This is a genomic window from Streptomyces sp. N35 (genome assembly GCF_016464295.1).
In the GTDB taxonomy this organism is placed as follows: domain Bacteria; phylum Actinomycetota; class Actinomycetes; order Streptomycetales; family Streptomycetaceae; genus Streptomyces.
This window is the reverse complement of record NZ_JAEIMH010000066.1, coordinates 19,672-45,045: the sequence shown is the minus strand read 5'-3', so window position 1 is coordinate 45,045 and position 25,374 is coordinate 19,672. Positions and strand designations below refer to the sequence as shown.

General features: G+C 71.8%; 23 protein-coding genes. 12 read left to right on the top strand and 11 right to left on the bottom strand.

What is annotated here, in order from left to right; translation table 11 throughout:
- Both JAO81_RS30090 and JAO81_RS30085 read left to right on the top strand, forming a co-directional pair.
- Positions 1-1,950: a fumarate reductase/succinate dehydrogenase flavoprotein subunit gene (locus tag JAO81_RS30090; RefSeq protein WP_199551119.1), complete on the top strand. Its 1,950-nt coding sequence runs from the start codon at positions 1-3 to the stop codon at positions 1,948-1,950.
- Positions 1,947-2,696 carry a succinate dehydrogenase/fumarate reductase iron-sulfur subunit gene (locus JAO81_RS30085; RefSeq protein ID WP_199551118.1) on the top strand — a complete coding sequence of 250 codons (750 nt, stop codon included), beginning with the start codon at positions 1,947-1,949 and terminating at the stop codon, positions 2,694-2,696. Before JAO81_RS30090 ends, JAO81_RS30085 begins: the two co-directional genes overlap by 4 nt.
- A gap of 4 nt (positions 2,697-2,700) precedes the next feature.
- Here the strand turns inward: JAO81_RS30085 and JAO81_RS30080 are convergent, their stop codons facing one another.
- Positions 2,701-3,555 (bottom strand): helix-turn-helix domain-containing protein, encoded by an 855-nt coding sequence (locus tag JAO81_RS30080; protein ID WP_199551117.1) that lies wholly within the window; start codon positions 3,553-3,555, stop codon positions 2,701-2,703.
- Positions 3,556-3,687: 132 nt separating this feature from the next.
- On the opposite strand from JAO81_RS30080, the gene JAO81_RS30075 reads away from it, so the two are divergent.
- Together JAO81_RS30075 and JAO81_RS30070 are read left to right on the top strand one after the other, a co-directional pair.
- Positions 3,688-4,245: a YceI family protein gene (locus JAO81_RS30075; RefSeq protein WP_199551116.1), complete on the top strand. Its 558-nt coding sequence runs from the start codon at positions 3,688-3,690 to the stop codon at positions 4,243-4,245.
- 88 nt (positions 4,246-4,333) lie between these two features.
- Positions 4,334-5,377, top strand: a complete 1,044-nt coding sequence (locus JAO81_RS30070; protein WP_199551115.1) for a hypothetical protein — start codon at positions 4,334-4,336, stop codon at positions 5,375-5,377.
- Between the two features lie 25 nt (positions 5,378-5,402).
- Here the strand turns inward: JAO81_RS30070 and JAO81_RS30065 are convergent, their stop codons facing one another.
- The gene (locus JAO81_RS30065) at positions 5,403-7,700 is read right to left on the bottom strand and encodes an excinuclease ABC subunit UvrA (RefSeq protein ID WP_199551133.1); all 2,298 of its coding nucleotides are present in this window, start codon (positions 7,698-7,700) and stop codon (positions 5,403-5,405) included.
- 132 nt (positions 7,701-7,832) lie between these two features.
- Positions 7,833-8,873: an MsnO8 family LLM class oxidoreductase gene (locus JAO81_RS30060; protein WP_199551114.1), complete on the bottom strand. Its 1,041-nt coding sequence runs from the start codon at positions 8,871-8,873 to the stop codon at positions 7,833-7,835.
- Positions 8,874-8,925: 52 nt separating this feature from the next.
- On the opposite strand from JAO81_RS30060, the gene JAO81_RS30055 reads away from it, so the two are divergent.
- Positions 8,926-9,414 (top strand): hypothetical protein, encoded by a 489-nt coding sequence (locus tag JAO81_RS30055; protein ID WP_199551113.1) that lies wholly within the window; start codon positions 8,926-8,928, stop codon positions 9,412-9,414.
- Between the two features lie 15 nt (positions 9,415-9,429).
- On the opposite strand, the gene JAO81_RS30050 is transcribed toward JAO81_RS30055, so the two are convergent.
- Positions 9,430-9,645 carry a dodecin gene (locus JAO81_RS30050; RefSeq protein WP_165329819.1) on the bottom strand — a complete coding sequence of 72 codons (216 nt, stop codon included), beginning with the start codon at positions 9,643-9,645 and terminating at the stop codon, positions 9,430-9,432.
- 276 nt (positions 9,646-9,921) lie between these two features.
- On the opposite strand from JAO81_RS30050, the gene JAO81_RS30045 reads away from it, so the two are divergent.
- Both JAO81_RS30045 and JAO81_RS30040 read left to right on the top strand, forming a co-directional pair.
- The gene (locus JAO81_RS30045) at positions 9,922-11,190 is read left to right on the top strand and encodes an extracellular solute-binding protein (protein ID WP_307813851.1); all 1,269 of its coding nucleotides are present in this window, start codon (positions 9,922-9,924) and stop codon (positions 11,188-11,190) included.
- Positions 11,191-11,297: 107 nt separating this feature from the next.
- The gene (locus JAO81_RS30040; protein WP_199551112.1) at positions 11,298-12,116 is read left to right on the top strand and encodes a TIGR02452 family protein; all 819 of its coding nucleotides are present in this window, start codon (positions 11,298-11,300) and stop codon (positions 12,114-12,116) included.
- A 3-nt stretch (positions 12,117-12,119) separates the two neighbouring features.
- Here JAO81_RS30040 and JAO81_RS30035 read toward each other — a convergent pair whose 3' ends face one another.
- Positions 12,120-12,575 carry a type II toxin-antitoxin system PemK/MazF family toxin gene (locus JAO81_RS30035; protein ID WP_199551111.1) on the bottom strand — a complete coding sequence of 152 codons (456 nt, stop codon included), beginning with the start codon at positions 12,573-12,575 and terminating at the stop codon, positions 12,120-12,122.
- A gap of 98 nt (positions 12,576-12,673) precedes the next feature.
- Between JAO81_RS30035 and JAO81_RS30030 the strand changes: the two genes are divergently transcribed.
- Complete coding sequence (locus JAO81_RS30030) at positions 12,674-13,756, top strand: glycosyl hydrolase family 18 protein (RefSeq protein WP_199551110.1); 1,083 nt, start codon at positions 12,674-12,676, stop codon at positions 13,754-13,756.
- Positions 13,757-13,784: 28 nt separating this feature from the next.
- Here the strand turns inward: JAO81_RS30030 and JAO81_RS30025 are convergent, their stop codons facing one another.
- From JAO81_RS30025 to JAO81_RS30015, 3 genes are all read right to left on the bottom strand, one after another.
- Positions 13,785-15,227, bottom strand: a complete 1,443-nt coding sequence (locus JAO81_RS30025) for a flotillin family protein (RefSeq protein WP_199551109.1) — start codon at positions 15,225-15,227, stop codon at positions 13,785-13,787.
- 123 nt (positions 15,228-15,350) lie between these two features.
- A complete protein-coding gene (locus tag JAO81_RS30020) occupies positions 15,351-15,554 on the bottom strand; it encodes a hypothetical protein (RefSeq protein ID WP_199551131.1) in 204 nt (67 codons plus the stop codon).
- Between the two features lie 139 nt (positions 15,555-15,693).
- A complete protein-coding gene (locus JAO81_RS30015; protein ID WP_199551108.1) occupies positions 15,694-17,103 on the bottom strand; it encodes an amidase in 1,410 nt (469 codons plus the stop codon).
- A gap of 102 nt (positions 17,104-17,205) precedes the next feature.
- Between JAO81_RS30015 and JAO81_RS30010 the strand changes: the two genes are divergently transcribed.
- Both JAO81_RS30010 and JAO81_RS30005 read left to right on the top strand, forming a co-directional pair.
- Entirely contained in the window at positions 17,206-18,255 is a 1,050-nt protein-coding gene (locus JAO81_RS30010; RefSeq protein ID WP_233416113.1) for a LacI family DNA-binding transcriptional regulator, read from the top strand.
- A 149-nt stretch (positions 18,256-18,404) separates the two neighbouring features.
- Positions 18,405-19,112, top strand: coding sequence for a DinB family protein (locus JAO81_RS30005; RefSeq protein WP_199551106.1), 708 nt, complete (start codon positions 18,405-18,407; stop codon positions 19,110-19,112).
- A 42-nt stretch (positions 19,113-19,154) separates the two neighbouring features.
- On the opposite strand, the gene JAO81_RS30000 is transcribed toward JAO81_RS30005, so the two are convergent.
- Complete coding sequence (locus JAO81_RS30000) at positions 19,155-20,156, bottom strand: LacI family DNA-binding transcriptional regulator (protein ID WP_307813850.1); 1,002 nt, start codon at positions 20,154-20,156, stop codon at positions 19,155-19,157.
- Positions 20,157-20,583: 427 nt separating this feature from the next.
- Here JAO81_RS30000 and JAO81_RS29995 point away from each other — a divergent pair, with 427 nt between their 5' ends.
- On the top strand, positions 20,584-22,020 hold the full coding sequence (locus JAO81_RS29995) for a benzaldehyde dehydrogenase (RefSeq protein ID WP_199551104.1): 1,437 nt from the start codon (positions 20,584-20,586) through the stop codon (positions 22,018-22,020).
- A gap of 180 nt (positions 22,021-22,200) precedes the next feature.
- Here the strand turns inward: JAO81_RS29995 and JAO81_RS29990 are convergent, their stop codons facing one another.
- Complete coding sequence (locus tag JAO81_RS29990; protein WP_374194367.1) at positions 22,201-22,602, bottom strand: thioredoxin family protein; 402 nt, start codon at positions 22,600-22,602, stop codon at positions 22,201-22,203.
- Positions 22,603-22,753: 151 nt separating this feature from the next.
- Here JAO81_RS29990 and JAO81_RS29985 point away from each other — a divergent pair, with 151 nt between their 5' ends.
- Positions 22,754-24,190 carry an NAD(P)/FAD-dependent oxidoreductase gene (locus JAO81_RS29985; protein ID WP_199551102.1) on the top strand — a complete coding sequence of 479 codons (1,437 nt, stop codon included), beginning with the start codon at positions 22,754-22,756 and terminating at the stop codon, positions 24,188-24,190.
- 58 nt (positions 24,191-24,248) lie between these two features.
- On the opposite strand, the gene JAO81_RS29980 is transcribed toward JAO81_RS29985, so the two are convergent.
- Positions 24,249-25,374, bottom strand: a 1,126-nt coding sequence (locus JAO81_RS29980) for a lysylphosphatidylglycerol synthase transmembrane domain-containing protein (protein WP_199551101.1), incomplete at its 5' end; no start/stop codon positions are given.

The window sequence follows — 25,374 nt, the reverse complement described above, 5'->3', positions numbered from 1 at the left end:
ATGAACAACTTTGCCGAGTACGTGACCGGCGATCCGGTCGTCGACACCAAGGCGCCCGAGGGCCCGGTGGCCGAGCGCTGGGACAAGCGCCGCTTCGAGGCCAAACTGGTCAACCCGGCCAACCGCCGCAAGCACACCGTGATCGTCGTCGGCACCGGCCTTGCCGGCGGCTCGGCGGGCGCCACGCTCGCCGAACAGGGCTACCACGTCGTCCAGTTCTGCTTCCAGGACTCCCCGCGCCGCGCCCACTCGATCGCCGCGCAGGGCGGTATCAACGCGGCGAAGAACTACCGCAACGACGGCGACTCGATCCACCGGCTGTTCTACGACACCGTCAAGGGCGGCGACTTCCGCGCCCGTGAGTCCAACGTCCACCGCCTCGCGCAGATCTCCGTCGAGATCATCGACCAGTGCGTGGCCCAGGGCGTGCCCTTCGCCCGCGAGTACGGAGGCCTGCTCGACACCCGCTCCTTCGGCGGCGTCCAGGTCTCGCGCACCTTCTACGCCCGCGGCCAGACAGGACAGCAGCTGCTTCTCGGCGCCTACCAGGCGCTGTCGCGCCAAATCGCCGCGGGGAACGTCGAGTTGCACGCCCGTACGGAGATGCTCGACCTGATCGTCGTGGACGGCCGGGCCCGCGGCATCGTCGCCCGCGACCTGATCACCGGCAGGATCGACACGTACTTCGCGGACGCGGTCGTCCTCGCGAGCGGCGGCTACGGGAACGTCTTCTACCTGTCGACCAACGCCATGAACTCCAACGCGACCGCGATCTGGCGGGCCCACCGCCGTGGCGCGTACTTCGCCAACCCCTGCTTCACACAGATCCATCCGACCTGCATCCCGCGCACCGGCGAGCACCAGTCGAAGCTCACGCTGATGAGCGAGTCGCTGCGCAACGACGGCCGCATCTGGGTGCCCAAGGCGCAGGGCGACACCCGCCCGGCCAACGAGATCCCCGAGGACGAGCGCGACTACTACCTGGAGCGCATCTACCCGTCCTTCGGCAACCTCGTGCCGCGCGACATCGCCTCCCGCGCCGCGAAGAACGTGTGCGACGAGGGCAGGGGAGTGGGCCCCGGCGGCCAGGGCGTGTACCTGGACTTCGCCGATGCCATCCGGCGGATGGGCCGCGCCGCGGTCGAGGAGAAGTACGGGAACCTCTTCGACATGTACGAGCGGATCACCGCGGAGAACCCGTACGAGGTGCCGATGCGGATCTATCCCGCCGTGCACTACACGATGGGCGGGCTGTGGGTGGACTACGACCTGCAGACCACGATCCCGGGCCTGTTCGCGATCGGCGAGGCCAACTTCTCCGACCACGGCGCGAACCGCCTCGGCGCCTCCGCCCTGATGCAGGGCCTTGCCGACGGCTACTTCGTGCTGCCGTCCACGATCAACGACTACCTGGCCCGCAACCCCCACAACGACGGGCTGAGCGAGGACCACCCGGTGGTCCAGGAGGTGCTGGCCGAGACCGAGGACCGGCTCAACCTCCTCCTCGCCGTCGACGGCGACCGCACCCCCGACTCCTTCCACCGTGAACTCGGCGAGCTGATGTGGGAGTTCTGCGGCATGGCGCGCACCGAGACGGGCCTGCGCAAGGCCCTGGAGCGCATCCCGCAGATCCGTGAGGAGTTCTGGCGCCGGATCAAGGTCCCGGGCACGGGCGAGGAGTTCAACCAGTCCCTGGAGAAGGCCAACCGCATCGTCGACTACCTCGAACTCGCCGAGCTGATGTGCCTCGACGCACTGCACCGCGCCGAGTCCTGCGGCGGCCACTTCCGCGAGGAGTCGCAGACACCGGACGGCGAGGCCGAGCGCAAGGACGAGGAGTTCTCGTACGCGGCGGCCTGGGAGTTCAGGGATACGGGCGCTTCCCCCGTACTCCACAAGGAAAAGCTGCATTTCGAGTACGTCCACCCCACTCAGCGGAGCTACGCATGAAGCTCACCCTGCGCGTCTGGCGGCAGAAGAACGCCGGCGCCGACGGCGCGATGTCCACGTACGAAGTGGACGGAATCTCCCAGGACATGTCGTTCCTGGAGATGCTCGACACGCTCAACGAGGAGCTCATCCTCAAGGGCGAGGACCCCGTCGCCTTCGACCACGACTGCCGCGAGGGCATCTGCGGCGCCTGCTCCCTGATGATCAACGGCGATGCGCACGGACCCGAGCGCACCACCACCTGTCAGCTGCATATGCGGTCCTTCGACGACGGCGACACCATCGACATCGAGCCGTGGCGGGCCTCCGCGTTCCCCGTGGTCAAGGACCTGGTCGTGGACCGCTCGGCCTTCGACCGGATCATCCAGGCCGGCGGCTACATCACCGCCCCGACCGGCGCCGCGCCGGAGGCCCACGCCACCCCCGTACCGAAGCCGGACGCGGACTTCGCGTTCGAGCACGCCGAGTGCATCGGCTGCGGCGCGTGTGTGGCCGCCTGCCCCAACGGCTCGGCGATGCTGTTCACCTCGGCCAAGGTCAACCACCTCAATGTGCTGCCGCAGGGTTCGCCCGAGCGCGAGACCCGCGTGCTCGACATGGTCGGGCAGATGGACGAGGAGGGCTTCGGCGGCTGCACGCTCACCGGCGAGTGCGCGACGGCCTGTCCCAAGGGCATTCCGCTGCCGTCGATCGCGGCGATGAACAAGGAGTGGCTGCGGGCGCAGCGCAAGGCCGCGCGCCGCTGAATCCTCAGCCCCCCACGGCCCGCAAGGTCCCCGGCCGGAGCCCGTTGAGCCGGTCGAGGGCCGCGGACGTGGCCTCGTCCGCGGGCAGCTGGACCATCATGCGCTGCCCGTCGCCCTCCGGCAGTTCCAGGACCTCGTACGAGAGCCGCAACTCGCCCGCCTCCGGGTGCACCCACGTCGCGGTGCCGCTGCGGCGGGAGACCCGGGCCGGTGCGGCGATGCGGTCGGTGAAGGGGGCACCCACGGTGATCGTGAGTTCCCGCGCGAGCTCCGCCGTCTCCGGGTCGCCCTTGGAGATGCCGAAGCGCAGCGTCTCCACCTGCTCGTCGGCGGCCCGCTCCCAGTCGGGGAAGGCGGTCCTGGCGCGCGGATCGGTCAGGACGTAGCGCGGCATGCTCGGCGTTTCCCCGTCGAGGATGCCGAGCGGCCGTGCCAGGCGCGCGTACCCCTCGGTGTACGCGGCGATCTCGCCCAGCCAGTTGAGCACGACGGCCGGTGTGGGCTCCATCCGGTCGAGCAACGCCCTTACCGTCGGCCGGACTTCGCGCTGGGGCCGCGGCGCGACCGCGCACAGGAAGTGGCCCTCCTCCGCCTTCAGGAGATTGCGCAGATGCAGCCGCTCCTCCAGGGGCATCCTCAGCGCGTCGCAGAGCGACCCGAGCACCTGCGGTGACGGATGGCGGTCCCGGCCCTGCTCGAGGCGGGCCAGGTACTCCACGCTGATGTCCGCGAGCATCGCGAGCTCGGCGCGGCGCAGCCCGGGCGTGCGGCGGCGCGCGCCCTCGGGCAGCCCGACCTCGGCCGGGGTGACGGCCTCGCGGCGGGCGCGCAGGAAGGCGCCGAGTGCGTTGTCGGTCATCCCTCGATCGTACGAGGGGCCCGGCCCCCGAGGGTGGCCCTGTCACTACCAGCCTGCGCCGCAGGGTGGCCCTGTCACTACCAGCCTGGGCTCGGCCTCCCTGCGGCCCTTGCGGACCGGCACGGTGGAGCCATGACTTCAGAGACCACTGCCACCACCGTCACCACCGCGCTTCCGCTCACGGCCGGCTCCTGGGCCTTCGACCCGTTCCACTCCGCGGTCGGCTTCACCATCCGTCACCTCGGCATCTCCAAGGTGCGCGGTCGTTTCGACAAGCTCGACGCCTCACTGGTCGTGGGCGAGACCCTCGCCGACTCCTCGGTCACCGCGACGGTGGAGCTCGCCTCCGTCAACACGGGCAACGCGGACCGGGACGCGCATGTCCGCGCCTCGGATCTCCTCGATGTCGCCAGCCGCCCCACCATGAGCTTCCGCTCGACGCGGCTCGCGGGCGCCGGCGAGGACTGGACGATGGAGGGCGAGCTGACCATCGGCGAGGTCACCCGGCCCATCACGTTCGCCGTGGAGTTCGGTGGCGTCGTGGACGTACCGCACGACGGCAGCAAGCACGCCGGGTTCGAGGCGACGGGAGAGATCCGGCGCAGCGAGTACGGCCTGACCTTCGCCCCGGGCCTGCTCGGCGAGGTGGTGAAGATCCACCTCGACGTGCAGTTCATCGCCCCCAAGTAGAGGGTGACAAGGGCGGGTCGGTACCGGAGGGGACGCCGGGACCGACCCGCCCTCGTCGTTGTCGGTGGCCGTCGTTACGCTGCGCGGCATGATCTTCAATCGCAAGGGGAGGGGGCGGCTCCTCGAAGCCGTATCGGACTTCGAGGCCGCCGTGCGCGGACAGGACGCCGACCGCGCCGAGCGGGCTTTCGGCGCCCTGCACGAGCACTTCGGGGAAGCTGCGGAACAGGAGGCCCAGGAGGCGGGCGCCCGCCTGGCCGCCCTGTTGATGGACGTGCCGCCGGGGCCGCGCGGCACGGTCGCCGTGATCGTGGGCGCCTGTGTGGAGCGCGGCGCCGATGCCGGGCGGTGCGCGCCCGCCGTCTTCGAGGGACTGCTCGAGGCCGTGCGCGGGGCGGGCGAGTTCTGCGAGCGCTGGGCGGCGACCGGGGGAGGCGAGCTGCCCGACCCGGAGAGCTCCGACGTGGACGACGCCCTGCTCGAACGGGTCGGCCCGCAGGCGGCCATGGCCTGGTGGACGCTGCAGCAGTGGGAGATGGCCGCGGTGGCCATGCTCAACCACCCGGGCGTGCGCACCTCGCTCGACCCGGCCCTGCGCAGCGAGGTGCTCACCGTGCTGCGTTCGGTCGAGGAGGCGTCCGGACACGACTTCAAGTGCCTCACGTACGCGCTGACGGTCCTCGACGAAGAACCGCTTGTCGCCTTGGACCGTGCGAGCGGTACGGGCTACGCGCTGCGCATGAGCGGTATCGGCGACAACTTCCAGCTGCACACGCTGCTCGCCCAGGTCCTCGCGGGCGGCGGCCATGTGGACGCATACGTCCCCTCGGCGCAGGAGGCGGCCGTGTGCCGGGACGCGCCCGGACAGGTCCCCACCACCGGCTCCTTCAACCTCGTGGCCGCGGACGGCAGTTGGATCTGGAACGAGGGCGCGCCGGTGGACATACCCCTGGTCGACGGCGCCCGGCTGCTCGTGCTCGACCCGCCGCCGTACCCGCGCGGCTGGCCGGCGGGGCGGTTCTTCCCCGGCATGAAGGGCGATCTGGTCCTGGAGCGTGTGCTCACCGACGAGGAGACGGCCCGCTGGTTCGCCCATGTGGCGCCGGCGAAGTCGCCCGGAGCAGCCGTCTGACGGCAGGGATCCGTGGACCCGGGAGTCAACTCCCCAGCCGGGCCGCCAGATACGAGGCGGTCCGGCTGCCCGCCGCCCGCGCCACCTCGGCCGGCGGCCCGGCCGCCACGATCCGCCCGCCGTCCGCGCCGCCGCCGGGCCCCAGATCGATGACCCAGTCCGCGCCCGCCACCACATCCATGTCGTGCTCGACCACGATCACGGAGTGCCCGGCGTCGACCAGCCCGTGCAACTGCCGCATCAGCACCTCGACATCGGCCGGGTGCAGTCCGGTCGTCGGCTCGTCGAGCAGGTACAGCGTGTGCCCGCGCCGGGTCCGCTGAAGCTCCGTCGCCAGCTTGATCCGCTGGGCCTCACCGCCGGACAGCTCCGTCGCGGGCTGTCCGAGGCGCAGATGCCCGAGGCCCACGTCGAGCAGCGTGCCGAGGGACCGTGCGGCGGCGGGGATCTCCGCGAGGAACGCGGCGGCCGCCTCCACGGACAGGTCGAGCACCTCGGCGATGGAACGGCCGCGGTACGTCACCCGCAGCGTCTCGGGGTTGTAGCGGGCGCCGTGGCAGTCCGGGCACGGGGAGTACGTACTCGGCAGGAACAGCAGCTCCACCGAGACGAAGCCCTCGCCCTGGCAGGTCTCGCACCGTCCCCCGGCCACATTGAACGAGAACCGCCCCGCCTTGTAGCCACGCGCCCGCGCCTCGTCCGAGTCCGCGAAGACCTTTCGTACGACATCGAAGAGCCCGGTGTACGTGGCCAGATTGGAGCGCGGCGTACGGCCGATCGGCCGCTGGTCGACCTGCACGAGGCGGTCCACGGTGCCGTCGATCCGCCCGGGACCCGGCTCGCCCTCGACGAGCGCTGCGAGGGCGCCGCCGACCAGGGTGGACTTGCCGGAACCGGAGACCCCGGTGACGGCGGTGAACACCCCGAGGGGGAACTCCGCGTCGACTCCGCGCAGATTGTGCCGCTCGACCCCGGTGAGCTTCAACCAGCCCGTTGGGGTACGGAGTTCACGTTCCGTGGCGCCTTCGCGGGCGAACAGATGGCGCGCCGTCGCCGACTCGGCAACCCCTTCCAGATCCGCGACCGGCCCGCTGTGCAGCACCCGGCCGCCGTGCTCGCCCGCGCCGGGGCCCACGTCGACCAGCCAGTCCGCCTCGCGTACGACATCGAGATGGTGCTCGACGACGAACACCGAGTTCCCCGCGGCCTTCAGGCGGCGCAGCACCGTGAGCAGCGCCTCGGTGTCCGCGGGGTGCAGCCCCGCCGACGGCTCGTCGAGGACGTAGACGACGCCGAACAGGCCCGAGCGCAACTGAGTGGCCAGGCGCAGGCGTTGGAGTTCACCGGCGGAGAGGGTGGGCGTGGGCCGATCCAGGCTGAGATAGCCGAGGCCGAGTTCGGTGACGACGGCGATCCGGGCCAGCAGGTCCGCAGTGAGCACCTCCACGGTCTCATCGCCATGGACTCCGGCCAGCAGGGCGGCCAGCCGGTCGAGGGGGAGCGCCGCGAGGCCGGCGATCGTACGGCCCGAGAAGGTGACGGCGAGCGCTTCGGGGCGCAGCCGGCTCCCGCCGCAGCTCTCGCACGGGGTGCTCTCCAGGAAGCGTTCGGCTTTGCTGCGCAGGGTCTGGCTCTTCGACTCGGCGAAGGTCTTCATCACATAGCGCCGGGCGCTCATGTACGTGCCCTGGTACGGGCGTTGGATGCGCTCGGCCTCGCGCACCGGATGCACCGTGACGACCGGCTGCTCGTCCGTGAACAGGATCCAGTCGCGGTCCGCCCGCTTCAGCTCCCGCCACGGCAGGTCCACGTCATGGCCGAGCGCGTCCAGGATGTCGCGCAGGTTCTTGCCCTGCCACGCACCCGGCCAGGCGGCGATCGCGCCTTCGCGGATGGAGAGGGAAGGATCGGGGACGAGCAGCGCTTCGGTGGTGCGGTGGACGCGGCCCAGACCGTGGCACGCGGGGCAGGCGCCGGCGGCGGTGTTGGGCGAGAAGGCGTCGGAGTCGAGCCGCTCGGCGCCGGGCGGGTAGTCGCCCGCGCGGGAGAAGAGCATCCGCAGCGAGTTGGACAGGGTGGTGACGGTGCCCACGCTGGAGCGCGAGCTGGGGGTCGTACGGCGCTGCTGGAGGGAGACCGCCGGGGGCAGGCCGGTGATCTCGCCGACCTTCGGGGCGCCGATCTGGTGGATGAGTCGGCGGGCGTAGGGGGCGACCGATTCGAAGTAGCGGCGCTGGGCCTCGGCGTACACGGTGCCGAACGCCAGGGAGGACTTTCCCGAACCGGATACGCCGGTGAAGACGACCAGCTGATCGCGGGGGATGTCGACGTCGACGCCTCGGAGGTTGTGTTCGCGGGCGCCGCGGAGGGGGGGGTCGGGGGTGGGATGGGGGGGGCGTGCGGGGGGTGGGCTGGCCCTATTGTCCCAGGTCGGGAGGGTGTGGCCGGGCGGCGGTCAGGTGCGGTCCGGCGGGCGCTGGCCGGATATGCGCCCCAGGCGGGCGAACGAGTCCAGCAGCTCCGCCCTGTCGTACGTCGACGTCGTCACCAGCACCTCGTCCGCCGCCGTAGCCGTGATCACGTCCGCCAGCGCGGCGGACACCTCGGGCTCAGTGCCGTACAGCTTTCCCCGCAGCCCCGACTCGAACAGCTCGCGCTCCTTGGCCGTCATGTCCCGCGCCAGCGTCTCCTCGGCCGGCTCCAGCGCCGGGAAGACGCCACGGGTACGCGAGTACGCCATCGACCACGCCTCCGGAATCAGCAGCCGCCGGGCCGCCTCCGTCGTCTCGCCGACCGCCACCTCGCCCGCGATCACCACGTACGGCTCGTCCGCCCACACCGAGGGCTTGAAGCCGTCCCGGTAGCGCCCGATCGCCTCCACCATCCGCGAACGTCCCCGCAGATCCCCGATCACCAGCGGCAGCCCGGCGTCCGCCGCGATCTGTGCGCCCTCGCCCATGGCCAGGACGAACGGCGGTACCCGACGGCCCTCCGCCGGATACGCGTGGACCTGGGGGTGGGCGGTCTGCGTACCCGTGAGATAGCCGAGCAGCACCTCCAGCTGCCCGGCGAAGTCCTCCGCGTCGTCCTTGTCGTGCCCCAGCGCCTTGCGCACCCCGCCCGTGAAGCCGACGCTGCGGCCGAGCCCCATGTCGATCCGGCCGGGGAACAGTGAGTCGAGGACCCCGAACTGCTCGGCCACGACCAGGGGTTGATGATTAGGCAGCATCACACCGCCCGTGCCCACCCGGATCGCGGACGTCGCCGCCGCGACCGCCGCGGCGAGCACGGTCGGTGCCGAACCCGCGACACCGGGCACGCTGTGGTGCTCGGACACCCAGAAACGGTGGAAGGTGCCGAACGCCTCCACGTCCTGTGCGAACCGGACCGTGTCCCGCAGCGACCGCGCGGGATCCTGGCCCGTGCGCGTACGGGAGCGGTCGAGCACGGAGAAACGGGTCCGTGTGAGAACTGAGGCTGCGTCGGCGGAAGTCACGTCCCGTACAACACTCGGGAGCGCTCAGGATTCCCTGGCTAGGGTGGGTGCCATGGACGCCGTACGCCGCCCGGTCGCCGTGTTCGACCTGGACAACACCCTCGCCGACACCGCACACCGGCAGCGTTTCCTGGAGCGCAAGCCCCGCGACTGGACCGCATTCTTCGCCGCGGCACCCCAGGACCCGCCCCTCGCGCGGGGCATCGAGCTGGTCCTGAAGAGCGCCGCGGAGTGCGAGATCCAGTACCTCACGGGCCGCCCCGAGCGCTGCCGCGCGGACACCGAGGAGTGGCTGGCCCGGCACGGGCTGCCCGAGGGCCGGATGCACATGCGGCGCGACAGCGACCGCAGGCCGGCCCGCCTCACCAAACTGGAGGTGCTGCGCAGGCTGGCCCGCGGCCGGGAGGTGCGGATGCTCGTGGATGACGACGAGCTCGTGTGCGACGCCGCGGAACGTGCCGGTTTCAAGGTCGTACGGGCCCGCTGGGCCGCTCCCTCGGGGGCCCTCGAACAAGCACAGGAGACCGAGGGCCGCACGTAGGGAGCAGGGCGCCCGCTACTCGTCGTCCTCCAGCCGGAAGCCGACCTTCAGACCCACCTGGAAGTGGGCGATCTCACCGTTCTCGATATGGCCGCGCACCTGGGTCACCTCGAACCAGTCCAGGGCCCTGAGGGTCTGTCCGGCGCGCGCGATCCCGTTGCGGATGGCCTGGTCGACGCCCTCGGTCGAGGTGCCGACGATCTCCGTGACGCGGTACGTGTGGTCCGACATGGCGGTCGCACTCCTTCGGGTGGTCACTCGGTCACTCCACGGTGCCGTATGCGGCCGGGCCGCGCGAGACGGCGGACGCAGGCCGCACCCCTGCCGGCCGCAGCACCGTGCCACGTGCTGAGAACGCGCTGTGTCACGTAGTGAGAATTCGAACGTCAGCCCCTTGACCGACGCATTGGTACACACCAAACTCCAGGGCCACACCCGTACAAGCGTCGAAGCCGCTTACCCCCACGTCGGGCCCTCCTCCATGTCCCTGCGCTGAAGGTGAGCCGCGTGAAGCACCGCACCCTCGCTCTGCCCCTGACCGTCCTGACACTGACCGCGCTCACGGGCTGCGGAGGCATGTCGCTCGGAGGGTCGCAGGAGCGCGAAACGGTCACGGTGTGGCTGATGCAGAACAGCACCACGAAAGGCTTCCTGAAGAAGTTCAAGCAGGAGTTCGAGGCCGAACACGGTGACGTGGAGCTGGACATACGGATCCAGGAGTGGACGGGCATCGGCGACAAGGTCAACAAGGCCCTGGAGAGCGACGAGGCGAGCGCACCCGATGTGATCGAGGTCGGCAATACGCAGGTGGCGCAGTACGTCGACCAGGGCGGCGTGCTCGATCTGTCCCTGGAGTCGGCGCGCGACCTGGGGATGGAGGACTGGGTGCAGGGTCTCGCCGAGCCCGGTTCCGTCGACGGGGCCCAGTTCGGCATCCCCTGGTACGCGGCGAACCGCGTGGTCCTCTACAACAAGGACCTATTCGCCGCCGCGGGCATCAAGAAGCTGCCCCGGGACCGTGAGGAGTGGCTCAGGCAGACCGAGCGGCTCAACTCCGGCTCCCGGCAAGGGATCTACCTCGCCGGCCAGGACTGGTACACGCTCGCCGGATTCATCTGGGAGGAGGGCGGCGAGCTCGCGGTGGACGACGACGGCGTGTGGAGCGGCGCCCTGGACAGCCCCGAGGCGCTGGCCGGAATGGACTTCTACGCGCGGCTCCAGGCGCTCGGCCAGGGACCGAAGGACGCGGATGAGCAGACGCCGCCGCAGACCGACGTGTTCGCCAAGGGGCAGGTCGCACAGATCGTCACCGTGCCGGGCGCGGCGAAACTGATCGAGGAGGCCAACCCCGAACTCGCCGGGAAGATCGGCTACTTCCCCGTACCCGGCAAGCAGGCGGGCCGGCCGGGCCGGGTGTTCACCGGCGGTTCGGACCTGGTCATCCCCGAGCGCACCGACCAGGAGTGGGCGGCGCTGAACGTGGTCAAGGCGCTGGCCGGCGAACGCTGGCAGAAGGAACTCGCCACGACGATGGACTATGTCCCCAACAAGACCACGCTCGCCTCGGTGGTCGACGGGAAGCCGGGCGTCGCCGCGATGGCCGCGGGTGCGGTCCGCGGCCGCGCGACGCCCAACTCCCCGCGCTGGGCGGCCGTGGAGGCCAACAATCCGATCAAGCGCTACATGGCGGACGTCCTGGCCGGCGCGGATCCGGGGCAGGCGGCGCGCAAGGCTTCGCGGCAGATCACGGAGTTGCTGGACGTACGAGGGGAGTAGGGCGAGCAGGTGCGACGGGCGGCGGAGGAAATCCGTTGCCCGGGCGGCCGCCGCCCCAGGAGGATGCGGGGTGACGCAACACCGCACCACCACGGGGGATTTCCGTCATGAGCGCACGCCTGCGCCAACTCGCCAAGGCGACCGAGGCCATCGTCGAAACCGGCAGGTACACCGCACCGAGCGGACGCACGGTCGATCTCGCGGCCCCGATCGCGGCCGCCCGCTCCGGAACGGGACTGCACGGCCCCGGCGCCGTGGAGTGCACCGTCGACGCCGTCCACCCGACCGGCTTCGAGGTCACCCCGGAAGGCAGCACCCAGGCGGCCCGCCGGCTCGTGGGCGAGGCCCGCGAGCCCGTGGCCGTCCTCAACTTCGCCTCCGCCCGCAACCCCGGCGGCGGCTTCCTCAACGGGGCCCAGGCCCAGGAGGAGGCGCTGTGCCGCGCCTCCGCCCTGTACACCTGTCTGCGCGAGGTCCCCGAGTTCTACGCGCACCACCGCGCCCACCGCGACGCCTTCTACACGGACCGGGTCATCCACGCGCCCGCGGTCCCGGTGTTCCGCGACGACAGCGGCCGGCTCCTCGAAGAGCCGTACGACGTCGGCTTTCTGACCTCGCCCGCCCCCAACGCGGGAGTGATCCGCCGCAGTCGGCCCGAGGAGGCACACCGCATCGGGACGGTGCTCGCGGCCCGGGCCGAACGCGTCCTGGAGACGGCCGTCGCGCACGGCTACCGGCACCTGGTCCTCGGGGCCTGGGGCTGCGGTGTGTTCCAGAACGATCCGGCCCAAGTGGCCGATGCCTTCCGCGTATTGCTCACGGGCGAAGGGCGCTTCGCCGGGCACTTCAGACGCGTGGTGTTCGGCGTGCTCGACCGCCAGGGCGCGACCCGCGCGGCCTTCGAGCACGCCTTCCCCGCACCGTAGCCGTCAGCTCCACCCGTACCGCTCGCGCAGTTTCAGCGTCACCAGGTCGAACCGTCCCCGGTCGAGCGCACACGCCTCGCGGCGCATACCGCGCTCGTGGATGCGCAGGACCCGGTCCAGGTCCACCCAGGAGTCACGGCCCGAGCTGTCCCAGGGCCCGCTGCCGAGCGCGACCCACTCGCGGTCGTGGTCATGGCGCTTGCTGGACAGCTGGATGCCGAGCAGCGTGCCGGCCGCCTCCCGGGCCACGATCAGGACCGGACGGTCCTTGCCGCGGCCGTCGTTCTCCTCGTAGGGCACCCAGGTCCACACGATCTCCCCGGGATCGGGGTCGCCGTCGTGCGCGGGCGCGTACTCCATGTGGACGGCACCCACCTCGTGCGGTTCCGCCTCGGCCGTCGCATGCGGTCCGTCGCGACCCGGTACCAAGGCCTGTCCGGCCGCCTGCTGCTCCGTCATCCCTGCTCCACCCTCCATACGCTCCGGTGGGGTCACGTTAGGGCCTGTCCGGAGCAGCCCGCAGCGCGGGGACCCGGCAGGAACCGCAGGCTCGCCCCATGTCAGCCCGTAGCGTCATCGTCGCCGCAGCCCTCGCCCTCACCCTCGCCGCCGCACCCCACCCGGACGTCGCCGCACCCCACCCGGACGTCGCCGCACCGTCCGGCGCCGACCAGGAAGCGGGCCCGGCGCCGCGTACCGTCTCCGGCTGGCTGCCGTACTGGGAGCAGGAAGCCGCGTACCGCACCGCCCTGCGCCACCGGGACCAGCTGCACACGGTCAGCCCGTTCTGGTACGAGGCGAAGGACGACGGCCGGGTCGCGCCCCATATGGGCGCGGGCGACAAGCGGGTGATCGACGGACTGCACAAGGCCGGCATCAAGGTGGTGCCCACCGTGCACGAACGCCTCGGTCCCGGCCGGCTCGCCGCACTCGTCACCGATCCGAAGCGCCGGGCCCGCCATATCGAGGCGCTGATGGCGACGGTGCGCAGCCGCGCGTACGACGGACTCGACATCGACTACGAGACCCACGCGCCCAGTCCTGACGACACCTACACACAAGTGCGCGCCGGATACGCCGAGTTCATCACCGCCCTGTGCCGGCGGCTGCACGCCGAGCGCAAGCAGTGCATCACCACGGTCTCCCCGCAGGCCCGCGGAAACGGGCGGATCTGGGACTACCGGCGGCTCGGTGCCGCGAGCGACCGGCTGCGGATCATGGCGTACAACCTGCACTGGGCCGGCGGAGAACCGGGGCCGGTCTCCTCTCCCGACTGGTACGAGGACATCCTGAGACACGCCACGCGCCTCGTGCCCCGGGCGAAGATCGAGATGGCCCTGCCCGCGTTCGGCTGGGACTGGGCGGCCACCGGCAAGCGGACCCGCGCCCGCGCCGTCACCTGGCAGTCCGCGGAGGAGCTGCGGCGCAAGAAGGGGGCCCGCTATCACCTCAACCCGGAGTCGAAGACGCCGCACTTCTCGTACACGGAAGGCACACAGCGCCGCGTCGTCTGGTACCAGGACGCGCGCGGCACCGCGGCGCATCTGCCGGTGCTGCGCAAGTACGGGGTGCGCCATACGGCGCTGTGGGCGCTGAACTTCGAGGACCCCGCGCTGTGGCGGACGCTGGCCCGGGGGTGAGACCGGGCCAACGGCCGTGCGGGCGGGGTCAGTCCGCCCTCTTCGCCTCCTCGTCGAGGGCTACCGGTTCCGCCGCGGGCTGCTGGGCGGGCACGCTCCCGTTGACGAGGCCGCCGAGACGGCCGTCCCCGTTCACCTGCCCGTTCCCGTTCATCGCGGACATCAGCTGCCGCGCGAGGCCGAGCCCGGTGCCGCCCATGGTGAGCGCCTTCGCCAGCAGGTCGTTCATCCCGTCCGCCCCGTTGAGCACCACCATGTTGTCCACCGAATCAAAGGCACCCGCGCCCGCCCGGACGATCTCCGGCCAGTTCTCGGCGAGTTGCTGGGCGATCACCGCCTCCTGGTTCGTGGCGAGCGCGTCCGCCCGCGCCTTGATCGCATCGGCCTCGGCCAGACCCCTGGCCCGTACGGCCGCGGCCGCCGCGAGTCCGCGTGCCTCGGCCGCGGCGGCGTCCGCCTGACCGGTCACGCGGGTCGCCGAGGCATCCGCGGCGCTCGCCAGTTCGGTCTCCTTGGCCTGCGCCTCGGCGGCCGATACCCGGGCGTCGCGTGCGGCCTCGGCGATCGTGCGGGTCTCATAGGCCCTGGCGTCCGCGGGCTTGCGGACGTCCGCCTGCAACTGCTGCTCCCTGCGCCGAGCCACCAGCTCGGCCACCCGCGTCTCCTGCACCACGACCTCCTGCCGTGACGCCGCCTCGGCGAGCGGTCCGGCCTGCGCCGACTCGGCGCTCGCCCGGTCCCGTTCGGCCTTGTAGCCGGCCTGCAGGATCTCGCTGTCCCGGGTGGCCTCCGCCATTCGCGCCTGGGCCTGCTGCTCGGCCTCGGTGGCCCGCCGGTTGGCCTCCGCCTGCGCGATCCGCGCGTCACGCTGGACGGCCGCCGCGTGCGGCATCGCGAGGTTCTGGATGTAGCCCGTCGGGTCCTCGATCTCATGGATCTGCAGCGAGTCCACGATCAGGCCCAGCTTCTCCATCTCCGTCCCGCACGCGGCCCGGGTCTGCCCCGTCAGCTTGTCCCGGTCGCGGATCATGTCCTCCACCGTCAACCCGCCCACGATGGACCGCAGATGGCCCGCGAACACGTTGTGCACCCGCTCGGCCATCAGCCGCTGCTGGTCGAGGAAGCGGCGGGCCGCGTTGGCGATCGACACGAAGTCGTCGCCGACCTTGAAGATCACCACGCCGCGGACCTTCAGCGGAATGCCCTGGTGGGTGACGCAGTCCACGGACAGCTCGGTCTCGTTGAGATCGAGCGAGAGCCGCCGTACGGCCTGCACCCCGGGCATGACGAGCGTGCCGCGCCCGGTGACGATCCGGAACCCCATGCCTTCGCCGAGACCCTCGGTGCGGTGTTTCGAACCGGAGATGACCAGCGCCTCATTGGGTTCGGCGACCCGCCACATGGCCTTGAACAGGCCTACGACGACGATCAGACCGCCGATCGCGAGCCCCACGATGATGCCGATACCCATCGGCAACCCCCCTTGTCCACGACGCCGGTCGGCGTCGTGTGGGGAGTGTCCTGCCGGTCAGGGCAGGGGTGACGGCGCTGCGGACTTCTTGTTGCCATCCTGAAGCCGGCGGGCGCCGGCCCGTCAAGTTCCGTATGCCGCCTGGACATAGACGGTCCGCGGCGGCTGGTACTCGACGACCATCACCACCGTCCCGGTGTCGATCCGGTCCTTCGCCGAGGCGGGATACGCGAGGAAGTGCTCGGCGCCGCCACGGATCCGCACGATCACCTCGCCGACGAGTCCGGGCCCGACCGTGCCGGTCACCCGTCCCGTGAGGCCCACCATCGACACATCGTCCACGCGTTCACTGTACGTCTCAACTGGGCGTTTCCGGAGGGGTGTTCCTGTTCGCGCGGCCGTCTTCCCGCCGGTGGTCATGCGGTCGTCCCGCGCCGGTGGTCACGCCGTCGTCCCGCGCCGGTGGTCACGCGGCCGTCGCTTCGCCGGGCCACCGCTCGTACCACTTCAGCTCGTGCTCCAGCTGCGCCGCCAGCGAGATCAGCAGCGGTTCGCTGTTCGCCGGTCCGAGCAGCTGCGCCCCGAGCGGCAGACCGTCGGAGCCGAAGCCGGCGGGCACGTTCACCCCCGGCCAGCCGAGAACGTTCCAGGTCCATGCGTACGGGCAGGCCGCGATCATCGCCTGGTCGGTGCGCAGCCCGTTCATCCGCGCGATGGTGTCGATCCTCGGCGGTCCGGTGGCGGTCGTCGGCGCCAGGATCACGTCGTACGTGGAGAAGAGCGCGCCCACCCGACGGTGCAGCCGGGCCTCCGCTTTGCGCGCGGCACGCAGCGGCGCCCCGCCCAGCAGCCGCCCGAGCCGGGCCGCCTCGAGGGTGCGCGGATCGAGCAGGGACGGATCCGGCACGCGCTCCACCCACTCGGCGATCCCCGCGGTGCCGCGCGGCACGAAGGTGAGACCGATCCGCCCGTACGAGGGGTCCGCGGCCTCGACGGTGTGGCCGAGCCCCGTCAGCCGCTCGGCGAGCGCGGTCACGGCTTTGCGCACGTCGGGGTGGAGCCGCTTGGGCGTGGCGGTGAACGGCATCTTCAAGGAGAGGGCGATCCGCAGCCGCCCGGGCTCGCGCTCGGCAGCCTGCGCCGCACGGATCGCGGGCGGTTTGTGCAGATCCCCCTCATGGCTGCCGCTCGCGCAGTCGAGCAGCAGCGCCGCGTCCGCGACGGTGCGGGCCAGGGTGCCGTTGACCGTGATGCCCTGGAACGCCTCGGCGTCCGGCCACGAGGAGATCCGGCCGCGCTGCGGCTTGATGCCGACGAGATATGTCCACGCGGCCGGGATGCGCACCGACCCCGCACCGTCCGAACCGAGCGCGGCCGGCACCAGACCCGCGGCGACGGCGGCCGCGGAACCACCCGACGAACCGCCCGGCGTGCGCCCGGTGTCCCAGGGATTGCGGGTGCTGCCGAACGCCGGGCCCTCGGTGAACGGCCACTGGCCGAGCTCGCAGGTGTTGGCCTTGCCCACGATCACGGCCCCGGCCGCCCGCAGCCGCCGTACCGCCTCCGCGTCCCGCTCCTTGACGGGGAAGTCCCCCGGGCACCCGAACGCGGTCGGCTCCCCGGCCACGTCCATGTCGTCCTTCACCGCGACCGGCACCCCGAGCAACGGCAGCCGCTCACCGGCCGCGAGGCGCCGGTCCGCGTCACGCGCCTCGGCGAGCGCGGCCTCGGTCCGTACCCGGCGAAACGCGTTGAGCGAGGACTGGCTGGCCTCGATCCGGGCGAGACTCTCCTCGACGAGCGCGACGGACGAGGACTCGCCGTCGGCCAGCGCCCGGGCGGTCTCGGCCAGGCCTGCGCTGCGGGCGGGAGTCATGGGCCACCTCCGGATCGGCTGCGGGTACGGCGGCACGTTACCGGCTGGTAAGGGTGTGCGGTAAGGGATGCCGCAAAGCCGTCTGGAAGGATGCGGCACGTCATGGTGCAGATTCCGAAGCAGGCGGGACAGCCGCCCATCGAGAGCGAGGAAGCGCAGGGGCCACGGCCGGTACCGACCAGCGCCGATGTGGCCCGGCTCGCCGGTGTGTCACGTGCGACGGTCTCGTACGTCCTGAACAACACCTCCTCCGTACGCATCAGCGAACCCACCCGCCACCGCGTCCGCGCCGCCGCCGAAGAGCTCGGCTATGTGCCGCACGCCGCCGCGCGCAGTCTGCGCGCCGGGCACTCGCGCATGGTCCTGATGCCCGCCTCGCATGTCCCGGTCGGACCGCTGTTCAGCCACTTCCAGTACGAGCTGCAGTGGGCGCTGCGCAGGCTCGACTACACCGTCGTCCAGTACGGCAGCGTCGGCATGGGCGGCGACGAGGCCGCCCGGGCCTGGGCGGAACTGCGGCCGGTGGCCGTGTTCGTACCGGGCACGCTCGAGCCGGGGCAGGTCGAGGTCCTCAAGCGGGCCGGGGCGAAGGCCGTGGTCACGCTGGGGTCCGAGCGGGTCGAGGGTGCGCATGCGCTGCTCATGGACCATCGCGAGGTCGGCCACTGTGCGGGGACGCATCTGGTGGAGCGCGGGCGGCGCCGTATCGGCGTCGTGGTGCCCGCGGAGGCCGGTCTGCAGGTGTTCTCCGAACCGCGCCTGGCGGGCGTACGGGCGGCGGCCGAACCGGCCGGCGCGCAGGTCGTACCGCTGTCGCTGGCCTACACGGAGGAGTCGGCGGCCGAACTAGCCGCGCGCTGGCGTGAGTCGGGCCTGGACGCGGTGTTCGCCTACAACGACGAATACGCGATGCTCCTGATGCGCGCGCTGCAGGACGCGGGCATCGCGGTGCCCGAGGAGACGGCCGTGATCGGCGCGGACGATCTGCTGCTCGGCAAGCTCATCCGCCCCCGGCTCAGCACCGTCCGTCTGGAGATGCCCTCCGGCCAGCTGCTCGCCGAACTGGTCGACCGCGTCGTGCGCGCGCCGGGCGCCGAGCCCGAGGTGCACGACCTGCTCGCCGCTTCGATGGTGGTGCGGGAGTCGAGCTGAGCGCGTACCGGTGGTGCGGGAGTCGAGTTGAGCGCGTACCCGCACGCCGCGATATTCGATCGCCCCGGCCGGACCGAGCGGTTACCCTCGCCGTCGCCGGCAGATGGGATCAGCCCGCCGGCCCGAAACCACAACAAAGGGGGCGGGCCATGGAGTTCGCGCACGCGAGGACCGACCGTCTGGGCATGCTGCTCGACCAGTTCGACAAGGCGCGGGAGATGGCCGAGGTCCGGCTGACCGGGCTCACGGACGACGAGTACCTCTGGGAACCGGCCGCCGACTGCTGGTCGCTGCGCCCCCGCGGCGAGGCGAGTACGCCGCGGGCGTTCGGGCCGGGGGAGTGGGTCCTCGACCTCGGGAACCCGGACATCCCGGGCGGCGAGTACGCGGAGATCGGCCGGCAGGCCGCCTCCGGGATGACGGTCGAGGAGATCGCCGAGGACTGGAGCGTGAGCTCCGCACGGGTCGAGGAGGTCCTCGCGCACACCGGTCCCGTACCGCCCGACGTCACACCGGTCACCACCATCGCCTGGCGGCTGTGCCATCTCCACTACGAGTTCGCGGGCGGCTGGGAGTGGACCTTCGGCGAGCGCAAGCAGGACCCCAAGCTCATGGTCGACTTCACCCCCTCGGCCTCCCTCGCCGTCGAGCGCTTCTGGGAGACGGTCGGCCGATGGCGCGACGCTGTCGAGGGCGTGAGCGAGGAGCAGCTGGACCAGGTCGGCTACTCGCAGTACCCGTACGGATCCGACCCCGACGACCCGTACATCACCGTCGTGTGGGGGACGAACTTCGAATTCATCCACCACATGGCCGAGATCGCGCTCCTGCGTGACCTGTGGCGCACCCGCACCTGACGCCTCAGGCGGGTGCGGTTGTCGATTCGCGCACGTGACGCCTCAGGCGGGTGCGGCGGTCGAGTCGCGCACCTGCAGCTGAACGGGGACCGCCTCCGGATCCAGCGGGGCGGCCCCCTGCATCTGCCGCACCAGCGCCTCGCCCGCCAGGCGCGCGAGCAGCCCCCGGGGCACGCCCACCGTGGTCAGCGCGGGCGAGGAGTAGCGGGCCATCCCGATGTCGTCGAAACCGGTCACGGAGACGTCCTCGGGCACCCGCACCCCGAGGTCCTTGAACCGGGCCAGCGCCCCGAGCGCCACGAAGTCGTTGTACGCGACCACCGCACGCGTGCCGCCCTCGAGTGCCGAGGGCGCCGCCTCGTATCCGGCCTCCATGGTCGCGCCGCACGGGAGAGAGCGGAAGGTGAGCCCGAAGTCCTCGGCGGCGCCGAGCGCGCGCAGCCGTTCGGCATTGGCCCAGGAGGCCTCCGGACCGGCGAGATAGACCACTTCGCGGTGCCCGAGCTGGGCGAGGTGCCCGCAGACGGCGAGCATGCCGCGGAAGAAGTCCGCGGTGATGGTGTGCAGTTCGAGTCCGAGCAGGACGCGGTTGGCGACGACCATCGGGTGTCCGCGCCGGGCCAGGTCGGCCAGATCGGCGCGCGGCATCCGCGGCGAGCACAGCAGGATGCCGTCCGAGTGCCGGATCAGATCGTCCGCGAGCTCCCGCTCCTCGTACGGATCCTCGCCCGAGTCCATCACCAGGACCCGGCGCCCGCTGCCGCGCGCCACGTCGGAGAGGGCCTTGAGCATGTCGTGGAAGTACGGGTTGGCGAGATCGGGCACCAGGACGCCGATCGTTCCCGAACGCCCCCGCGCCAGTCCCTGCGCCGCCGCGTTCGGCCGGTAACCGAGCTCCACGATCACCTGCCGCACGCGCTCCGCGAGCGCGGCGTCCACCGAGTCCACCCCATTGACCACGCGCGAGACCGTCGAGATCGAGGCACCCGCGGCGCGCGCCACATCCCCGATGGTCGTCCGGCGCTGCCGATTGGAAGTCGCCACCCCTGTCACCCCCACCGTTCCCGCTGAGTCGGAGCGGGAAAGCCATTGCACTGCGCGCAAATTAGCAGGTGGGTGCAGTGGGGTCAGCGGGAGGTGAGAGACCGGTTCCCGCGGGGCGCCGGTGCGTGCAGCGGACCGGTGAAGAGCAACTCCTCGACACCTACTCACAGTTGTGTATCGAACGTGTGCGGCAGACCATCCGATTCCCGTTCGACACGACTACGATGTTGCACGCTCAACCAGATGGGGGTGCGTTCGAGCAACGGCCGCGGCTTGCCCGGCCGTGTTGGATCGCGGACTCCTCTCATGCGGCCACCGAACCGGCCGCGCTCTACACGGGACTTCCTCCGGGGAGCTGACGGCGCGTCCGCCGGCTTCTCGCGTCGCACAGTACGTCGACGCTTCGTCGACAGAACGGAGCCATGGCATGCCCCTGCTCGACCCGAAGACCTGGCAGTCCCGGCCGTTGGGCGGCGGTGAGCACGCGGTCACCGAGCCCGCCACCGGCGAGGAGCTCGCCACGGTGATGCTCGCTTCCCCCGAAGACGTGGCGAGCGCGACGGCCGCCGCGCGTGCCGCGCAGTCCGCCTGGGCGGCGGCCCCGCACTTCGTACGCGCGGCGGCGCTGCGCAAGGCGGGCGACCTGTTCTCCGAGCACGCCGAAGAGCTCACCGAATGGCTGGTGCGCGAGTCCGGCTCCATACCCGGCAAGGCCGGCTTCGAGCTGCATGTCGCGGCCCAGGAGTGCTACGAGGCGGCCGCGCTCGCCTCCCGCCCCACGGGCGAGGTGCTGCCCAGCGAGGCCCCGCGTCTGTCGTACACCCGACGGGTGCCGGTCGGCGTCACGGGTGTGATCGCGCCGTTCAACGCACCCCTCATCCTGTCGATACGTTCCGTCGCCCCGGCGCTCGCGCTCGGCAACGCGGTGGTGCTCAAGCCCGATCCGCGTACGGCCGTGTGCGGCGGGCTGTTCCTGTCCGCGGTCTTCGCGGAGGCCGGACTGCCCGAACACCTCCTGCACGTCCTGCCCGGCGGGCCCGAAGTCGGCCGCGCGCTGGTCGCCGACCCGCTGGTCCCCGTCATCTCCTTCACCGGCTCGACCGCGGCGGGCCGCGCCGTCGGCGAGGCCGCGGGCCGCCACCTCAAGCGCGCGCACCTCGAACTCGGCGGCAACTCCGCCCTGATCGTCCTCGAGGACGCCGACCTCGACGCCGTGATCTCCACCGCGGCCTGGGGCTCCTTCTTCCACCAGGGCCAGATCTGCATGACCACCGGCCGCCACCTGGTGCACTCCTCCCTCTACGAGGAGTACGTCGAGCGCCTCGCCGCCAAGGCCGACTCGCTCGCCGTCGGCGACCCGCACCGCGCCCAGGTCCACCTCGGTCCGCTGATCGACTCCGGGCAGCTCACCAAGGTGCACGGCCTCGTGACCGCGAGCACCGGGCGCGGTGCGCGGCTCGCGGCGGGCGGCACCCACGAGGAGCTGTTCTACCGTCCGACGGTGCTCGCCGACGTCGACGAGTCCTCGCCCGCGTACGCCGAAGAGGTCTTCGGGCCGGTCGCGCCGGTACGGTCCTTCGGCACGCTCGACGAGGCGGCCGCGCTCGCCGCGGACAGCGAGTACGGGCTCTCGCTCGGCATCGTCACGCGCGACACCGACCGCGGACTCGCCCTCGCGGACCGCATCCCGACCGGCATCGTGCACATCAACGACCAGACCGTGAACGACGAGGCGGTGGCCCCCTTCGGCGGCGTCGCGGCCTCCGGGACCGGGGCGCGGTTCGGCGGCGCGGCCAATATCGAGGCGTTCACGGACGTGCGGTGGACGACCGTGCGCGGGGACGTCGCGGGGTACCCGTTCTAGGTCCGTGCCAGGCGTACGCGCGGGGCCCGGACATACGCGAGGGGCGGCGGTTCCCCGCGGGAACCGGGGCCCCCCCGCGGGCCTTCCCGGCCGCCCGCCGGCTGCCCCCGCCGTTTCCCGACGGAAACGGCGCCCCTCGCGCGTACTTCTCGGTCCGCGTACTGCTGCCGACCGATCCGCCTACTGCGGCTGACCGTTCGCCCCGGCCTGGCCCGCCTGCTTGGCCTGCTCCTCGGCGACCTGCTTGCGGACCTCGTCCATGTCCACCTTGCGGGCCTGCCCGATCACGTCCTCGAGAGCCGACTCCGGCAGCGCACCGGGCTGCGCGAAGATCGCGACCTTGTCGCGGATGATCGCGAGCGTGGGGATCGACTGGATCCCGAAGGCGGCGGCCAGCTCCGGCTGCGCCTCCGTGTCGACCTTGCCGAAGACCAGGTCGTCATGGCGCTCCGAGGCCCCCTCGTAGACCGGCCCGAACTGCTTGCACGGGCCGCACCAATCGGCCCAGAAGTCGATCAGGACGAACTCGTTCGCGGTGACGATCTCGTCGAAGTTTTCCTTGGTGAGTTCCAGGGTGCTCACGGTGTTTCCTACCATTTCGCCGACGGCTGGTGGCTGCCCCGCACAACTGCGGGAGTCTCCGGTCTATTCCGGGACGGATGTCGCTGACGAATCCGTGCCGGGTCGACTGCCCCTGTGGCCACGGACTACACCTGCCACCAGACTGGCAGTCATGGCACAGGGACATGTGGAGACGACCGAATACGACGTGGTGGTCCTGGGCGCGGGCCCGGTGGGCGAGAACGTGGCCGATCGCGTACGGGCCGCGGGCCTGAGCTGCGCGGTGGTGGAGAGCGAACTGATCGGCGGCGAGTGCTCGTACTGGGCGTGCATGCCCAGCAAGGCGCTCCTTCGCCCGGTGATCGCCCGCTCCGACGCGCGCAAGGTGCCGGGCCTGAGCGCGGTGGTGCAGGGACCGCTGGACGCCGCCGCGGTGCTCGCGAACCGGGACGCGTTCACCAGCCACTGGAAGGACGACGGGCAGGCGGCCTGGCTGGACGGCATCGGCGTCCGGATCTACCGCGGTCACGGCAGCCTCGACGGCACGCGCCGGGTCAAGGTCAGGGGTCCCGAGGGCGAGCGTCATGTGCTCGCGGCCCGGCACGCCGTCGCCGTCTGCACCGGTACGCGTGCCGCGCTGCCCGATCTGCCGGGCCTGACCGGCGCCCGCGCCTGGACCAGCCGCGAGGCGACCAGCGCTCAGTCCGTGCCGGGGCGGCTGATCGTGGTCGGCGGGGGAGTGGTGGCCACCGAGATGGCCACCGCCTGGCAGGCGCTCGGTGCGCAGGTCACTCTGCTCGTACGGGGATCAGGTCTGCTGCCGAAGATGGAACCGTTCTGCGGGGAGCTGGTCGCGCAGGCGCTGCGCGAGGCCGGCGCCGACGTCCGCGCCGGCACCTCGGTCGCATCCGTCTCGCGCTCCGGGGACACCGTCACGGTGACCCTGGACGACGGCTCGACGCTCGAGGCCGACGAGTTGCTCATCGCGACCGGCCGCGCGCCGCGCACGGACGACATCGGCCTGGAGTCGGTGGGCATCACCCCGGGCCGGTACCTCGACGTGGACGAGAGCTGCCGGGTGGTCGGCAGCGACTGGCTGTACGCGGTGGGCGACGCGAACGGGCGGGCGCTCCTCACCCACCAGGGCAAGTACCAGGCACGGATCGCGGGCGCCGCGATCGTGGCCCGCGCCCAGGGCGTACCGCTCCTGGAGACGGACCGCTGGGGCGCCCACGCGGCCACCGCGGACCATGACGCGGTGACCCAGGTGGTCTTCACCGACCCCGAGGTCGCCTCCGTCGGCCCGTCCCTCGCCGAGGTGGAACGCTCCGGCCGCAAGGTCCGCGCCGTGGACTACGACATGGGCTCGGTCGCGGGCGCGTCCCTCTACGCCGAGGGCTACCGGGGCAAGGCCCGGATGCTGGTCGATCCCGACCGCGAGGTGGTCATCGGCGTGACCTTCGCCGGGCCGGGCGCGGGCGAGCTGATCCAGGCGGCGGCGATCGCGGTGGCGGGCGAGGTCCCCGTCGACCGGCTGTGGCACGCGGTGCCGGCGTATCCGACGATCAGCGAGGTGTGGCTGCGGCTCCTGGAGACGTACCGGGGCTGAGACGTACCGGCGCTGAGACGCGCGTGACCGAGGCGCTCCGACCGACCCCTGAGGCCGGTCAGAGCGCCTCGCGCTTCTGCAGCCAGGTCGTGGCGACCCAGCCGGGTGCGATCGGCAGCCAGAACGTCAGCAGCCGGAAGAGGATCACGGCGGAGAACGCCGTCGAGCCGCTGATCCCGGTCGCGGCCGCGAGGCCGCCGGACAGCACCGCCTCCACCGCGCCCAGACCACCGGGCGTCGGGACGAGGGATCCGGCGGTCTTGCCGATCAGGAAGACGACGGCGACGGTCGCGAACTGCACCGGCTTGTCGTCCTCGAACGCGAGCACCGAGGCCCACAGCGCGAGGCTGCCCGCGAGCGGCAGCAGGAACGCCCCTCCCACGCCGAACGCGAGCCGCACCGGGTCCCGGGCCAGTTCGAGCATCCGCGGACCGACATCGCTGAGATACGGCTTCACACGGTCGAGCGCGAACTTCCTGAGCCGGGGCACGGTCGCGATCACCACGGCGAGCAGGGCCACCGCGAGGAGCACCGTCACGATCACCGACGAGGGCGGCAGCTGCGAGCCCGTGGACGAACCCGACAGCGAACCGAAGAGCATCACCAGGAGCAGGAAGGCGCCGAACATCGCGATCTGCGAGGCCGCCATACAGGTCACCGCCAGACCCGAGGCCACCCCGGCCTTCTGCAGAAACCGGGTGTTCACCGCGAGCCCGCCGACCGCCGCCGGCGTCACCAGGGTGACGAAGGAGGCCGCGAGCTGGGCCAGCAACAGCCGGACATAGTTGAGCCGCATGGGCACGAACCCGGCGAGGTTCATGGCGGCCGCCAGATACGTCACCGCCGCCCCGGCCAGCGCGAGCAGCGCCCACGGCCAGGAGATCCCCCTGAACACCTCGCCGATCGGCTGCGAGGCGAACTGCCCGATCAGGAAGTACACGGCGACACAGCCGCCGAGCGCGGACAGGATCGTGCGCGGCTGCAGCCGCTCGTAGACCACGGCCTTCGCGGCCGGCGCCTCCGGCTGGAACGCGAGGATCTCCTTGCCCACCTGCTCGAGCACACCCTTGTTGCGGCGCAGCCGTGAACGGGTGGTCAGACTCAGGCCCGCGGGCCGCAGCAGCGGCAGCACGGCGCCGAGGGTGGCGTCGCCGAGTACGGTCCGTGCCGGGCCCCCCGCGCCG

Excerpts from the sequence above, each read along its gene's own strand:
- JAO81_RS30090 (WP_199551119.1), top strand. The coding sequence starts at position 1 with ATGAACAACTTTGCCGAGTACGTGACCGGCGATCCGGTCGTCGACACC.
- JAO81_RS30085 (WP_199551118.1), top strand. The coding sequence starts at position 1,947 with ATGAAGCTCACCCTGCGCGTCTGGCGGCAGAAGAACGCCGGCGCCGAC.
- JAO81_RS30080 (WP_199551117.1), bottom strand. The coding sequence starts at position 3,555 with ATGACCGACAACGCACTCGGCGCCTTCCTGCGCGCCCGCCGCGAGGCC.
- JAO81_RS30075 (WP_199551116.1), top strand. The coding sequence starts at position 3,688 with ATGACTTCAGAGACCACTGCCACCACCGTCACCACCGCGCTTCCGCTC.
- JAO81_RS30070 (WP_199551115.1), top strand. The coding sequence starts at position 4,334 with ATGATCTTCAATCGCAAGGGGAGGGGGCGGCTCCTCGAAGCCGTATCG.
- JAO81_RS30055 (WP_199551113.1), top strand. The coding sequence starts at position 8,926 with ATGGACGCCGTACGCCGCCCGGTCGCCGTGTTCGACCTGGACAACACC.
- JAO81_RS30050 (WP_165329819.1), bottom strand. The coding sequence starts at position 9,645 with ATGTCGGACCACACGTACCGCGTCACGGAGATCGTCGGCACCTCGACC.
- JAO81_RS30040 (WP_199551112.1), top strand. The coding sequence starts at position 11,298 with ATGAGCGCACGCCTGCGCCAACTCGCCAAGGCGACCGAGGCCATCGTC.
- JAO81_RS30035 (WP_199551111.1), bottom strand. The coding sequence starts at position 12,575 with ATGACGGAGCAGCAGGCGGCCGGACAGGCCTTGGTACCGGGTCGCGAC.
- JAO81_RS30030 (WP_199551110.1), top strand. The coding sequence starts at position 12,674 with ATGTCAGCCCGTAGCGTCATCGTCGCCGCAGCCCTCGCCCTCACCCTC.
- JAO81_RS30025 (WP_199551109.1), bottom strand. The coding sequence starts at position 15,227 with ATGGGTATCGGCATCATCGTGGGGCTCGCGATCGGCGGTCTGATCGTC.
- JAO81_RS30020 (WP_199551131.1), bottom strand. The coding sequence starts at position 15,554 with ATGGTGGGCCTCACGGGACGGGTGACCGGCACGGTCGGGCCCGGACTC.
- JAO81_RS30015 (WP_199551108.1), bottom strand. The coding sequence starts at position 17,103 with ATGACTCCCGCCCGCAGCGCAGGCCTGGCCGAGACCGCCCGGGCGCTG.
- JAO81_RS30010 (WP_233416113.1), top strand. The coding sequence starts at position 17,206 with ATGGTGCAGATTCCGAAGCAGGCGGGACAGCCGCCCATCGAGAGCGAG.
- JAO81_RS30005 (WP_199551106.1), top strand. The coding sequence starts at position 18,405 with ATGGAGTTCGCGCACGCGAGGACCGACCGTCTGGGCATGCTGCTCGAC.
- JAO81_RS29995 (WP_199551104.1), top strand. The coding sequence starts at position 20,584 with ATGCCCCTGCTCGACCCGAAGACCTGGCAGTCCCGGCCGTTGGGCGGC.
- JAO81_RS29985 (WP_199551102.1), top strand. The coding sequence starts at position 22,754 with ATGGCACAGGGACATGTGGAGACGACCGAATACGACGTGGTGGTCCTG.